We start from the raw sequence: 12,726 nt of genomic DNA on the forward strand, positions 1-12,726 counted from the left end.
TCGTGCCGCTGAGCGCCGCCTGCGCTGCCGCCGGCACGCCGCCGGCCAGCCCGGTGGCCGCGCCGGCCACGCAACTGACGGCCGACTGGGCCACCGCCACCACCAAGGCGCGCGCGCTGGCCACGGCCGCGGGGCTGGATTTCGACGTGCTGGCCGCCGTCACGCCGTACGACTTCTACGGCGACTTCCACCGCACGGTGTACGCCGGCGAACTGGCGCTGCGCGACATGGGCGAACTGCGCGTGAAGCAGTACAAGCTGCTGATGTCGGCCTTCCCGGCGGCGCCCGCGGCGATCGTCAAGGTCGGCGACAAGCCCTCGGACCAGAACGCGGTGCAGGTGGCCTTCCAGAGCCAGTTCAAGCAGGTTTTCGCGATCTTCAAGGGCCTGGGGTCGGCCAAGCCCAGCGACCATTTCACGGTGGACTTCAAGAACAAGAAGCTGGTCAACGCGAACGCGGCGGGCCTGAGCTTCAACTGAGGGCGCGTTTTGATGGCAAGCTCCGGGGTCCTTTCCCAGACTCCGGAGACTGACATGCCCAAGGGCTACTGGATCGTTCGCGCCGACATCACCGATCCCGAGGTCTACAAGACCTACCAGGCGGCCAATGCGGCGCCGTTCAAGCGTTTCGGCGCACGCTTCCTGGTGCGCGCCGGTGGCTTCGAGGTGGTCGAAGGCAGCAGCCGGGCACGCCACGTCGTGCTCGAGTTCCCGTCCTACGAGGCGGCGCTCGCCTGCTGGAAGTCGGACGACTACCAGGCCGCGATCAGGCTGCGCGAGAAGGTCTCGACGCTCGACATCGTCGTGATCGAGGGCTACGAGGGCCCCCAGCCCTGACGCCAAGCGAGACTTTGCGCACGGCCGGCGGGCCTGTGTAGGCAATCGCCCTTCTCAAGGGAGGCTGCGCGCGGGCCGATAAACCCGTGTGGTCTCCTTCGCCTGCCCCAACCCCTCCTGGCAACGCCGCGTCGCGGCGGCTGCTGTGCTGTTGCTGGCCGGCTGCGCGCTGGTGCTGGCGGCGCCGGTGAAGGCCGGCGCGATCGGCGATGCGGTGTTCGCGATCGAGGCGAAGCACGGCAACGAGCCGGCGTCGGTGATCGCCGCGCTGCGCCAGGTCGAGCCGCAGGCCCGTGCGGGCGGCGGCGACGACCTGCGCATCTTCCTGGCTGCCTGGGGCTATGCCCATGCGGCGATCGACAAGCCCGCGGTCGCCGAGGCGGCGATCGAGGAACTGACCGAGATCGGCCAGCGCACCGGCGATGCCGCGGCGCTGGCGTCGGCCTACACGCTGAAGGCCTGCGTGCTGCAGTTCTCCGGCCAGGTGCGGGCCGCGTTCGGCTGGGTCGAGAGCGCGGTGCCGCTGGCCGAGAAGGTCGACAGCCCCGATCTGAGCTACTGGGTCGACATGACGGGCGGCGACCTGGCCACCTCGAACGGCCAGATCGATGAAGGCATCCGCCTGCTCGAAGGCGCGGTCAGGGCGGCGCGCGCCAGCGGCAACCCGCGCCGCGAGGCCCAGGCCTACCAGGCGCTGACGCCGCTGCGCATCGTCAAGGGCGACACCACCGCGGCGCTGGCGGAATCGCGCCGGGTGCGCGAGCTCGCCAGCCGCGCCGGCGACGTCGCGCTGATCACCTCGGGCTGGATCATGGACGCGCTGGCCGCCGAAGCGTCGCACCAGCCCGAGCGTGCCGAGCATGCCCGCCAGCAGGCCGCGCTCACCGGCAGCGTGCTGCGTCCGGCGTCCGGCGTCAATTCGCAGATGGGCGGCAGCAACTGGCTGAGCACCGAGCTCGACACCCTGCTGACGATGTCGACGCTGTACCTCGGCCACCGCGACTACCCGGCAGCGCGCGAGTTCGCGCTGCGGGCGCAGCGCCTGGCCGACCAGCGCCAGGACCGCGGCACCGCCGCGCGTGCCCTGGTCAACCAGGGCCTGGCGGAACTCGGCGCCGGCCACCTGCTGACCGGCCGGCAGCTCGCCGACCAGGGCCTGGCGATGCTCGGCAAGGCCGGGCGCGATGCCGAATACCTGATCCAGCTGAACCGCTATGCCGCCGCGCTGGAGCGTGCCGGGCAGGCCGTGCAGGCCCTCGACCGCCTGCGCGAGGCCTTGCTGCTCGAAACCGACCTCGAGCGTCGCGATCGCCACAGCACCGTCGTCGCACTGCAGCGCGAGTCGAGCTTCCAGCAGCGCCAGCGCCAGCTGGAGCAACTGCAGCACGACAACGAGCTGCAGGCGGTCGAGATCTCGAGGCGCAAGAACGAGCGCGCGCTCGGCTTCCTGCTGGTGGCGGCGCTGGCGGTCGGCGTCGTCGCGGCCTGGCGCCTGTACCTGCGCTCGCTGAAGGCGAACCGCCAGCTGGCCGTCAACAACGAGCAGCTGGAATTCGCGAGCACGCACGACAAGGTGACCGGGCTGCTGAACCGCCGTGCGATGGAGGCCGAGGTGGCGGCGCTCGCCGGCCAGCCGTATTGCGGCGTGACGCTGTCGGTCAAGCAGTTCGGCCTGATCGTCGGCAGCGTCGGCCATCAACTGGGCGACAGCCTGCTGTGCCAGATCGCCACGCGGCTGGACGATGCGGCGACGCGCCACGGGGGCCGGCTGTACCGCGTCGACGGGGTCACCTTCGGCGCGATCTTCCGCTTCGGTGGCGACGAGACGCGGCTGCGGCTGGCGCTGGAGGCGCTGACCGAGGCGATGGAGATGCCGTTCGAGATCGGCAACCAGGACCTGATGGTGTCGATCGGCGTCGGGGCCTCGGAGTATCCGAAGGACGCGAAGAACGCCGATGAAGTGGCGCGGCTGGCCGAGCTGGCCAAGCTGCAGGCGCAGGCCGAGCCGGGCAACAGCTTCGTGGTCTACGACGCACGCATCGGCGAGGGCCAGCGCGACAAGCTGCGCATGGAGTCGCGCATGAAGAAGGCGCTGGAGCACGGCGACTTCGAGCTGTACTACCAGGCGCAGCGCACGCTGCGCGACGGCAGCATCAAGGGTTTCGAGGCGCTGCTGCGCTGGCACGACGACGGCAAGATGGTGTCGCCGGCGCAGTTCATCCCGCTGGCCGAGGAGTCGGGGCTGATCGTGCGCATCGGCGCCTGGGTGCTGCGCCAGTCGTGCCTGCAGGCCAAGGCCTGGGCCGATGCGGGGCTGGGTGCGCCGGTGGTGGCGGTGAACATCTCGCCTCGCCAGTTCAACCACCCGGAGTTCATGACCACGGTGCGCGAGACGCTGGCCGAGACCGGCGTCGACCCGGCGCAGATCGAGCTGGAGATCACCGAAGGCAGCGTGATGGACGATGCCGAGGCGAGCGTGGCGCGGCTGCATGCGCTGCGGGCGCTGGGGCTGCAGCTGGCGATCGACGACTTCGGGACGGGCTATGCGAGCCTGTCGTACCTGCGGCGCTTTCCGCTGAACCGGCTGAAGATCGACCGCTCGTTCATCAGCCAGCTGAGCGCGAGCGAGCAGGACGACACCATCGTGCGCACGGTGATCGAGCTGGCACACAGCCTGGGGCTGTCGGTGACGGCCGAGGGCGTCGAGACGACCGCGCAGGAGTCGGTGCTGAACGGCTGGGGCTGCGACATCGTGCAGGGCTTCCTGCATTCGCGGCCGGCACCGGCGGTGACGGCGACCAGCCTGCTGGTGAGCGACAGGCAGCCGGCGTTGGTGGCGGCCTGAAACGTCCCGCCTGAACACGGGCTTGCCGGCCGCCCTGCAGTGCTGGCACAGTGCAGCCATGGCCATCATCTCCTCGCCACTGCCGCGCATCGCGACCGTGCTGCTGTGCAGCCTGCTCCTGTCCAGCGCCGCTTGGGCGTCCGAGCATGACGATGCGATCGACGTCACCTTTCCCGGCAAGCTCGGGGGCCTGTCGCTGCAAGGGCGCCAGACCTTCGGCCAGAAGGCGCTGGGCGCGAGCTACGGTTATCAGAACGAATGGGGTTCGCTGCGCGTCGGCATCTATGTCTACAACGGCGGCTTGCGCAGCATTCCCGGCGACCTGGCCGCGCCGGTCGTGCGGCGGCATTTCGAGCAGGTGATCGGCGAGGCGAAGTCCTTGCAGGCCACCGGGCAGGTGCGCGCGGTCGAGTTGACCGACACCGCGCCGCTGCTCACTGCGCTGCCCGGCTGCGGCCCGCAGTTCGTGCACCAGGGCTTCACGATGGAGATGAACGCCGGCCTGCAACTGACATCCGCCACCTGGCTGACCGTGATGCGCGACAACTTCATCAAGCTGCGCGTCTCGTACCGATCCAACGCGCCGGAAGAGGCCGCCTACGCCGAGCGCTTCATCGGCGAGTTGCGGCGCACGCTGGGCCACTGCCCGGTGCAGGTGGCGGGGCTGCCATGACCAGGGCCTGGCTCATCGCGGTGCTGCTGCAGGCCGGCATCGCCACCGCCCAGCAATCCCCCGCCGAGATCCGCCCCGAGCAGGTCGCGCAATACCGCGTGAAGCTGGAAGCCGGCTGCGTCACCGACGCCAAGGCGGGTGGCCTGTCGCAGCAGACCGCGCAGGCGATGTGCAGCTGCTGGGGCAAGAGCCTCGGCCAGAGCGTCACCGAGCCCGAATGGCAGGCCGCCACCTTTCATGCGCTGAAGCGCGACGAGGCGGCCGAATCGCAGGTGCTGGTGGCGCACGTGCGCACGGCGGCGCGGCTGTGCGCGTCGGTGGGTCGCTGAGCCTTCAGGCTGCCAGCCGCCGGTAGAAGTAGGTCGTCGCGCACAGCGGCCCGTCGGGCATCAGCGCGTAGTCCGGGATCGCGCCGACACGCTGCCAGCCTTCGCGCTCGTACAGCCGCTCGGCATCCGGGTTCGCGGTGTCCAGCACCAGCAGCGTCTTGCCGCACTCGCGCGCCAGCGCCTCGGCCGCACGCATCAGTGCCGCGCCGGTGCCTTGGCGCCGCGAGCGTCGATGCACCAGCATCTTGCACAGGTCGGCACGGTGCGGCTGGTTGTCCGGCATGTCGAGCACCAGCTGCACGGTGCCGACGATGCCGAGCGCGTCCTCGGCCACCAGCAGCGCGCGCTCGCCGCTGGCCACGCCGTCGGCGATGCGGCGCCAGAAGGCCTGCGCGCGGGCGTGGCTGAACGGTTGCATGAAGCCGACCGACGCGCCCCCCTCGACGCAGTCGACCAGCACCGCGCACAACGATTCGATCTCGGCCGGGCCCAGCGCGGTCAGTCGGCGGACGGTCAATGCTGCGGCAGTCATCTCATCTCCAGGGGGCGGTTTCGGTGGTGATCACCACGGCATAGCGGGCGGGCTTGCGCGTGGGGTTGTGGTAGCTCATCGGCCGGTCCAGCACCATGGCCAGGCAATCGCCGGCGTTCAGCCGGTGCTGCTCGTCGCCCAGCGTGATCGCGATGCTGCCTTCGAGCATCCACACCTGCTGGTGCACGCGCGGCGTGCGGGCGGCCGTCTCGTAGTTGACGCGCGCGCCGGCCGGGAAGGCCACCTCGACGATCTGGATCGGCGATGCGAAGCCGGGCGGCGAGACATTGCGCCGCACGTAGCCCGAGCCCGGGTCGCGCCACAGCGGCTGGTCGGCCAGCCGCGACACCGGCTCGGGCATGGCGTCCGGGGCTTCGAACAGCGAGGCCAGAGACACCCCCAGCCCGGTGGCCAGCTTCTCCAGCACGACGGCGGTCGGGCTGCTCTCGCCGCGCTCGATCAACGAGATCATCGAGCGGCTGACACCGCAGTGCGTGGCCAGCTCGTCGAGCGACAGGTTGCGCGCGGCGCGCAACTCGCGCACGCGCTGGGCGATGCGGTCGCCGAGGGAGGAAGTGGGTAAATCATCCATTGGAATAATCATCCAATATGGTGGATTGCCTTGTCAAGGGGATCGTGGGTGCGCTCGTACAAGGCCAACGCGCGCGCGTGGTGGTGGGCGGTGAGCCAATTGCCGGCATGATGCCGAGGGTCGCAAGAGGAGAGGGCGCGCCATGGGGATGATGGGAAGTTTCGTGCCGATGTCGGCAGGACATGGCGGACAAGCGCATCTATCCCGATGTGATCTGGGTTCGCGAAGGGCAGGGCGCGTTGGACTTCCTGATGGAGAGCCATGCCGCGATGGTGACGCTGTACCGCGATGCCGCCGCGCGCGGCGACGCGATGATCCTCTGGCTGGCCTGATACGTCGCACCACTGAAGATTCGGCATGAGCGGGCGACGCAACCTTCAAGGCATCAATGCCATCGTCATCGGCGTGCTCGCCGTCATGCTGATTGCGTTCGTCAAGCAGATCGAGCTCGCCCGCGAGACGCATGCAGGCTACCTGCTGCGGTGGATGGATCGCCTCGGGCTGATTGCCGATGGGTCGCGCGATGAGAGCCGCCTCAAGGCCTGGGACCCGTTCTCGCTCAATGACGACACGGCATTGACCGCCGTGTTCGGCTTCGGGATCTACCTCGCCGTCGCGGCGATGGCTTCCGCGCTGTGGGCCCGGCGGCGGGGCGAGGACAACCTGTTCCTCAGCGCCGGTTTCATGTGCGCTTCGTGCGCGCTGGTGCTGGCCGACTACACCTGGGGGATGGCAGCGATGTTCGGCGGCGCCTTCGTGATGGCGCTTCTGCGCGAGCGCCGTACCTGAACCGCGGAGCTGCCCCGCGGGCGCAATCCCATCGAATGTGTTGTAGCCCGGATGCCAATCCGGGATTCGTGCGTCGTGCAGCGCCGTTCCCGGATTGGCATCCGGGCTACCCGAATATCCCTCAGGCCGCCGGCGCGAACCCGCCGTCGAAGGTGTTGCGCACCTCCAGCCGCTGCTTCAGCAGCCCGGCCTCCAGGTAGAAATCCGCCGTCGCCTGCTGGTCTGCCAGCACCTGCGCGTCGACCGCGATCCAGCGCTGCCGGCGCCGCTCGAACTGCAATCGCGCGGCCTCGGGCGGGATGCCGATGATGCGGGCCAGCGCGGCCGAGAACTCCGGCACGTGCTGGTACGACCAGCGCTGCGCCCGCACCACGCGCTGCGCGAAATCCTGCAGCGCCGCGCGCTTGGCCGCGATCGCGCTGTCGGTGGCCGCCAGGAAGCTCAAGCCCGATGACAACCCCCGCCCGTTGACCAGCACGCGGGCATGCCCCGCCGTCTCCGCCATCGCGGTGTACGGCTCCCACGTCGCCCACGCATCCACCGAGCCCTGCGTCAACGCCAGCTTGGCCTCGGCCGGCGGCAGGAAGCGGAAGGTGTCCGCATCCGGCTTCAGCCCGGCCGATGCCAACGCCTTCAGCGCCACGTGGTGCCCGATCGAGCCGCGGTTGGTCGCGATGCGCTTGCCCTTCAGGTCGGCCGCCGTCTTCAGCGGCGAATCGGGCCGCACCAGCACCGCCGTGCCATACGGATCCGAGCGGTTCACGCCGATGGCCTTCACGCGCACGCCGTTGGCCAGCGCGAAGATCAGCGGCGCATCACCGATCGGCCCCAGGTCGACCGCCTCGGCGTTCAAGGCCTCGGCCAGCGGCGCCGCGGCCGGGAACTCGGCCCATTGGATCTGGTAGCCCAGGCCTTGCAGCTCGTTCGCCGCTTCCAGCAGCGCGCGCAGGCCGCCCTTCTGGTCGCCGGCCTTCAGCAGCACGCCTTGCGCCTGCAGCCTGCCCACGCCCAGGGCTGCGGCGGCGCCGACGATCAACCGGCGACGGGTCGGATGGTGCTTCATCGCCACGCCCTTCACGCCGCGCGGCGCGAGCCGGCCGCCAGCCGCTCGGCGACGAGTTGCCGGGTGCGCGGGATCAGCTCGCGGCCGTAGTCGATCGCATCCTCCAGCGGATCGAAGCCGCGGATCAGGAAGGTCGTCACGCCCAGCGCGTGGTAGTCGAGGAAGGCCTCGGCCACCTGCTGCGGCGTGCCCACCAGCGCGGTGCTGTTCGAACGCCCGCCAGTCTCCTGCGCGATCGCCGTCCACAGGCGCTTGTCGACGCGCGCGCCCTTCTGCGCCGCGGCGAGCAGCCGCTGGGCGCCGACGCTCTGCTGCGGCCCGCCACGGCTGTAGCCGGCCTGCACGCGCAAGCGCCGCGTGTCTTCCAGGATGCGCTCGGCACGGGTCCAGGCCCGGTCTTCGGTGTCGGCCAGGATCGGGCGGAACGACACCGAGAAGCGCACGCTGCGGCCGTGCTTCGCGGCCTCGGCGCGCACGCGCCCGGTCAGCTCGGCCACCTGCTCCAGCGACTCGCCCCACAGCGCGTAGACGTCGGCATGCTTGCCCGCCACCGGGATCGCGGCGTCCGAGGCGCCGCCGAAGTACACCGGCACGTGCGGTTGCTGCAGCGGCTTCACCTCGGAGAAGCCGGCCTGGAAGCGGTAGTGCTTTCCTTCGTGGTCGAACGGTTGGTCTTCGGTCCAGATGCGCCGCAGGATCGTCAGGTACTCGTCGGTGCGCTCGTAGCGCTGGTCGTGCGTGAGCCAGTCGCCGTCGCGCTTCTGCTCGTCGTCGGAACCGCCCGAGATGAAGTGCACGCCCAGCCGCCCCCCGCTGAACTGGTCGAGCGAGGCGATCTGCCGCGCCGCCAGCGTCGGTGCCGTGAACCCCGGCCGGTGCGCGAGCATGTAGTGAACCCTCTCGGTGTGCGCCGCCGCGTAGGCGATGGTCAGCGTCGCGCTCGGGCCGGTGGAGTGGTGCGGCACCAGGATGCGGTCGAAGCCCGCCTGCTCGTGCGCCTGGGCGAAGCGCCGCACGTAGTCGCGGTCGATGGCCGGGCCCTGCGCGGGGTGCGTCTCCGAAACCTTCTGCCCCTGGATCATGCCGATGAATTCGATGCTCACTGCCGTGTCCTGCTGCCTGTCGGGTCGACCCACCGGACGGTAGCGAGCCGCACCGCGCCGCGGCAACGAAGGATTTCGGCGCTGCATATGCGCTATCCATGATTTACGGATCGCGGATGCGGGTCTACGCTTGCACGATGCTGGAACGCTTCATCGCCGACTTCTCGCGGTTGCTGCTGGCGCGACCCGACGAAGCACGCATCCGTCGCGAGGGCGGGGCGCTGCTCGGCGGCCTGATCGAAGACGAGGGCTGGCTGCCGGCGACGCACGCGGTGCCCGGCGCCGACCGTTTCCGCCAGTACCTGCTCTACCGCGACCCGCTGTCGCGCTTCTCGGTCGTCAGCTTCGTCTGGGGCCCGGGGCAGGAGACACCGATCCACGACCACACCGTGTGGGGCTTGATCGGCGTATTGCGCGGCGCCGAGCTGTCGCAGGGCTATCGCTTCACCGGCTCCGGACGATTGGAAGCGGCCGGCGCGCCGCTGCGCATCGAGCGCGGCCAGGTCGAAGCCGTGTCGCCCGCGATCGGCGACATCCACCGCGTGCGCAATGCCTTCGACGACCGCACGTCCATCAGCATCCACGTCTACGGCGCCGACATCGGCGCGGTCGAGCGCTCGGTTTACACCGAGGACGGCCAGCGCCGGCCCTTTGTCTCCGGCTATTCGCCCTTGCCTGAACTCACATGAGCCATCACGACGATTTCCCGCTGCTGCAACCCGCCGAGGTGCATGCCGCACTGCTGGCCCGCCATGAGATCGCAGTGCTCGACGTGCGCGAGGAAGACCCGTTCGCGCAGTCGCACCCGCTGTGGGCGGCCAACCTGCCGCTCGGCCGCCTCGAGCTCGATGCCTGGGGCCGCATCCCGCGGCGCGACACCCGCATCGCCGTCTACGGCAACGGCAGCGGCAACGACGACGCTGACGCGCTGCATGCCGCGCGCCGGCTGCGCGAACTCGGCTACACCCAGGTGCACCTGCTGGCCGGCGGGCTGGCCGGCTGGGCCGCGGCCGGGCTCGAGCTGTTCCAGGACGTCAACGTGCCCAGCAAGTCGTTCGGCGAGTGGGTCGAGGCCCGGCGCCACACGCCGTCGCTGGCGGCCGAAGAGCTGCAGGCCCTGCTCGACGCGAAGGCCGACGTGGTGGTGCTCGACGCGCGCCGCTTCGACGAATACCAGACGATGAACATCCCCGGTTCCACCAGCGTGCCCGGTGCCGAACTGGTGCTGCGGGTGCGCGACCTGGCCCCCGATCCGGCGACACGGGTGATCGTCAACTGCGCCGGCCGCACGCGCAGCATCATCGGCACGCAGTCGCTGGTGAACGCCGGCATCCCGAACCCGGTCAGCGCGCTGCGCAACGGCACCATCGGTTGGACGCTGGCTGGCCAGAAGCTCGAACACGGTGCCGCCCGGCGCTTCCGCCCGGCCAGCGACGCGGCGCGGCATGCCGCGCGCGACGGTGCACGCGCGGTGGCCGAACGTGCCGGTGTGCGCCGCATCGGTGCCGCGCAACTCGCGCACTGGGTGGCCGAGCCCGGCCGCACCACATATCGCTTCGACGTGCGCACGCCGGAGGAATACGCCGCCGGCCACCGGCCGGGCTTTCGCAGCGCGCCCGGCGGCCAGCTGGTGCAGGAGACGGACGTGCATGCGCCGGTGCGTGGCGCACGCATCGTGCTGGCCGACCACGACGGTACGCCGGCCGGGTCGCGCGACGCCGGGGTGCGTGCCGAGATGAGCGCGTCATGGCTCGCGCAGATGGGCTGGGAGGTCGCGCTGCTCGACGTCGATGCTGCAAGCGATGCGCCGCAGACCGGTGCCGATGCGCCGCCGCGGCCGACACCGCCAGCCGTGCACGCCATCACGCCCGCGACCTTGGCGGATTGGCTCGCGAGCCCCGGCCACGATGTGCTGGTGCTGGATGTCGCACCCTGCGCGAGCCACGTGAAGCGCCACATTCCCGGCGCGTGGTTCGTGCTGCGTTCGCAGCTGCAGGACGCATTGAAGGCACTGCCTCCGGCGCGCCGTCACGTCGTCACCTGCGGCACCGGGCTGCTGGCACCGTTCGCCGCGCAGGACCTGCAGGCGCAGCTCGGCCCGCAGGCCGAGGTGCACGTGCTGCAGGGCGGCACCGCGGCCTGGGCCGACGCGGGGTTCCCCGTCGAGAGCGGTGACGCCCGGCTCGCGTCGTCCCGCATCGACCGCTACCGGCGCCCGTACGAGGGCACCGACAACGCGCATGCGGCGATGCAGGCCTACCTCGACTGGGAGTTCGGCCTCGTCGCGCAGCTCGAGCGCGACGGCACGCACCACTTCTCGCCGATCTGATCGCCCGCTGTCGCGCCACCCGTTCACGGGTTCTTGCGGCGGCCGATCATCCAGGCCGCGCTGATGCCGCTGAGCAAGGCCAGCAGCGCGCACACGCCCATCACCTGCCGGAAGCCGCTGACGAAGGCGCCGCCGACGGCCTGCTTCAGCGCGGCGGCGCCGGCCGCATCGAGGCCCGGCGGCGGCACGATGCCGGCCAGGCGGTCGCGCTGCTGCAGCACCGCGTCGGTGGCCGCGGCCGGCAGGTGCAGGCCGGACAGCGACTGCGCAAGCTGCTGCTCGAAACCCCAGGCCATCAGCAGGCCGAAACCGGCCACCGCCAGCAAGCCGGCTGCGCGCGACACCGCGTTGTTGACGCCCGAGGCCACGCCGGCCATCTCGCTGCCGACGGCGTTCATCACCGTCGTCGTCAACGGGGCCACCGTCACCGCCATGCCGAGGCCCAGCACGACGATGGCCGGGAAGAAGCCGCTCCAGTAGCCGCTGCCGACGCCGGGCAGCATGAAGAGCGCGAAGCCGGCCGCGGCCACCAGCGGCCCGGCGATCAACGGCAGCCGCGGCCCGAAGCGGTCGACGATGTGGCCGGCCGCGCGCGACAGCGCGAACATGATCGCGATGAACGGCAGCAGCGCCGCCCCGGCGGCCGCGGCGCCGTAGCCCTGCACCTGGATCAGGTTGAGCGGCAGGAAGTACAGCCCGCCGCCGAGGGCCGCATAGAGCAGCAGCGTCAGCAGGTTGGCGCCGGCGAAATCGCCGATGCGGAACAGCCCCAGCGGCACCATCGGCGCGGCGCTGCGGGCCTCGGTGCGCACGAACAGCGCGAGGCCGCCGATGCCGAGCGCCAGCGCGATCAGCACGTCGACGGCGGCCCAGCCGCGCAGCGGCGCCTGCACCAGCGCGAACACGATGCCGGCCAGCCCCAGCGTCGCCAGCGCCGCGCCGGGGACATCGATCCTCGAGGCATCGGGCGTGTTGCGGCTTTCCGGCACGCGGTACGCGCAGACCAGCAGCAGCGCCGCGCCGATCGGCAGGTTGACGAAGAAGGCCCAGGTCCAGCGATAGTGCTCGACCAGCCAGCCGCCGGCCACCGGGCCGATGGCTGCGGCCACGCCGCTCATCGCCGACCAGGTGCCGATGGCACGCCCGCGCTCGGCCTGCGCGAAGTTGGCACCGATCAGCGACAGGCTGCCCGGCACCAGCAGCGCCGCGCCGACGCCCTGCAGCGCGCGCGAGGCGATCAGCAGGTCGGCCGAACGCGACAGCGCGCAGGCCGCGGAGGCCACGGTGAACAGCCCGACGCCGATCATGAAGACGCGTCGCCGGCCGAGCCGGTCGCCGAGCGCGCCGCCGGCCAGCAGCAGCGACGACAGGAACAGCGCGTAGGCCTCGACCACCCACTGCAGCTGCGCCGCGCTGGCGTTCAGTTCGCGCTGGATGGCGGGCAGTGCGACGTTGACGACGCTGCCGTCGATGAAGGCCATGCCGGAGCCGAGGATGGCGGCGACGAGGGTCCAGCGCTGGCCGCGTGCCGCGACGGGCGCGCTGGCGGCGCCATGCAGGATGGCGGCCTTGTCGCAGGGGGTCTGGCCGGCGGGGTTCACGTGCCGGCATTCTGCCGGTTCGGCGGCGACGCGT

General features: G+C 71.0%; 13 protein-coding genes and 1 pseudogene. 9 read left to right on the forward strand and 5 right to left on the reverse strand.

Going from position 1 to position 12,726, the window contains the following annotated elements; all coding sequences use genetic code 11:
* From AC1DYN_RS19150 to AC1DYN_RS19170, 5 genes and pseudogenes are all read left to right on the forward strand, one after another.
* Positions 1 to 479: pseudogene (locus tag AC1DYN_RS19150) on the forward strand (metallophosphoesterase); the annotation flags it as partial.
* A gap of 54 nt (positions 480 to 533) precedes the next feature.
* A complete protein-coding gene (locus tag AC1DYN_RS19155; protein ID WP_169668745.1) occupies positions 534 to 836 on the forward strand; it encodes a DUF1330 domain-containing protein in 303 nt (100 codons plus the stop codon).
* A 145-nt stretch (positions 837 to 981) separates the two neighbouring features.
* Entirely contained in the window at positions 982 to 3,681 is a 2,700-nt protein-coding gene (locus AC1DYN_RS19160; protein WP_477962426.1) for a putative bifunctional diguanylate cyclase/phosphodiesterase, read from the forward strand.
* A gap of 58 nt (positions 3,682 to 3,739) precedes the next feature.
* Complete coding sequence (locus AC1DYN_RS19165) at positions 3,740 to 4,354, forward strand: hypothetical protein (protein ID WP_477962428.1); 615 nt, start codon at positions 3,740 to 3,742, stop codon at positions 4,352 to 4,354.
* Complete coding sequence (locus AC1DYN_RS19170) at positions 4,351 to 4,683, forward strand: hypothetical protein (RefSeq protein WP_477962429.1); 333 nt, start codon at positions 4,351 to 4,353, stop codon at positions 4,681 to 4,683. Before AC1DYN_RS19165 ends, AC1DYN_RS19170 begins: the two co-directional genes overlap by 4 nt.
* 4 nt (positions 4,684 to 4,687) lie before the next feature.
* On the opposite strand, the gene AC1DYN_RS19175 is transcribed toward AC1DYN_RS19170, so the two are convergent.
* Together AC1DYN_RS19175 and AC1DYN_RS19180 are read right to left on the reverse strand one after the other, a co-directional pair.
* Entirely contained in the window at positions 4,688 to 5,215 is a 528-nt protein-coding gene (locus AC1DYN_RS19175; RefSeq protein ID WP_477962431.1) for a GNAT family N-acetyltransferase, read from the reverse strand.
* Between the two features lies 1 nt (position 5,216).
* Entirely contained in the window at positions 5,217 to 5,807 is a 591-nt protein-coding gene (locus AC1DYN_RS19180; protein ID WP_477962433.1) for a helix-turn-helix domain-containing protein, read from the reverse strand.
* A 182-nt stretch (positions 5,808 to 5,989) separates the two neighbouring features.
* Here AC1DYN_RS19180 and AC1DYN_RS19185 point away from each other — a divergent pair, with 182 nt between their 5' ends.
* On the forward strand, positions 5,990 to 6,139 hold the full coding sequence (locus AC1DYN_RS19185) for a DUF1877 family protein (RefSeq protein ID WP_477962435.1): 150 nt from the start codon (positions 5,990 to 5,992) through the stop codon (positions 6,137 to 6,139).
* A 25-nt stretch (positions 6,140 to 6,164) separates the two neighbouring features.
* The gene (locus AC1DYN_RS19190) at positions 6,165 to 6,596 is read left to right on the forward strand and encodes a hypothetical protein (protein WP_477962437.1); all 432 of its coding nucleotides are present in this window, start codon (positions 6,165 to 6,167) and stop codon (positions 6,594 to 6,596) included.
* 121 nt (positions 6,597 to 6,717) lie between these two features.
* Here AC1DYN_RS19190 and AC1DYN_RS19195 read toward each other — a convergent pair whose 3' ends face one another.
* Together AC1DYN_RS19195 and AC1DYN_RS19200 are read right to left on the reverse strand one after the other, a co-directional pair.
* Positions 6,718 to 7,659 (reverse strand): ABC transporter substrate-binding protein, encoded by a 942-nt coding sequence (locus tag AC1DYN_RS19195; RefSeq protein ID WP_477962439.1) that lies wholly within the window; start codon positions 7,657 to 7,659, stop codon positions 6,718 to 6,720.
* A gap of 11 nt (positions 7,660 to 7,670) precedes the next feature.
* Positions 7,671 to 8,762, reverse strand: coding sequence for an LLM class flavin-dependent oxidoreductase (locus tag AC1DYN_RS19200; protein WP_477962441.1), 1,092 nt, complete (start codon positions 8,760 to 8,762; stop codon positions 7,671 to 7,673).
* 116 nt (positions 8,763 to 8,878) lie between these two features.
* Between AC1DYN_RS19200 and AC1DYN_RS19205 the strand changes: the two genes are divergently transcribed.
* Both AC1DYN_RS19205 and AC1DYN_RS19210 read left to right on the forward strand, forming a co-directional pair.
* The gene (locus AC1DYN_RS19205; protein ID WP_477962443.1) at positions 8,879 to 9,451 is read left to right on the forward strand and encodes a cysteine dioxygenase family protein; all 573 of its coding nucleotides are present in this window, start codon (positions 8,879 to 8,881) and stop codon (positions 9,449 to 9,451) included.
* A complete protein-coding gene (locus AC1DYN_RS19210; protein ID WP_477962445.1) occupies positions 9,448 to 11,091 on the forward strand; it encodes a rhodanese homology domain-containing protein in 1,644 nt (547 codons plus the stop codon). The genes AC1DYN_RS19205 and AC1DYN_RS19210 overlap by 4 nt, the downstream gene beginning before the upstream one ends.
* 23 nt (positions 11,092 to 11,114) lie before the next feature.
* Here AC1DYN_RS19210 and AC1DYN_RS19215 read toward each other — a convergent pair whose 3' ends face one another.
* On the reverse strand, positions 11,115 to 12,692 hold the full coding sequence (locus AC1DYN_RS19215; RefSeq protein WP_477962447.1) for an MFS transporter: 1,578 nt from the start codon (positions 12,690 to 12,692) through the stop codon (positions 11,115 to 11,117).
* Positions 12,693 to 12,726: the final 34 nt, after the last annotated feature.

The organism is Rhizobacter sp. P2_D12, assembly GCF_056404395.1.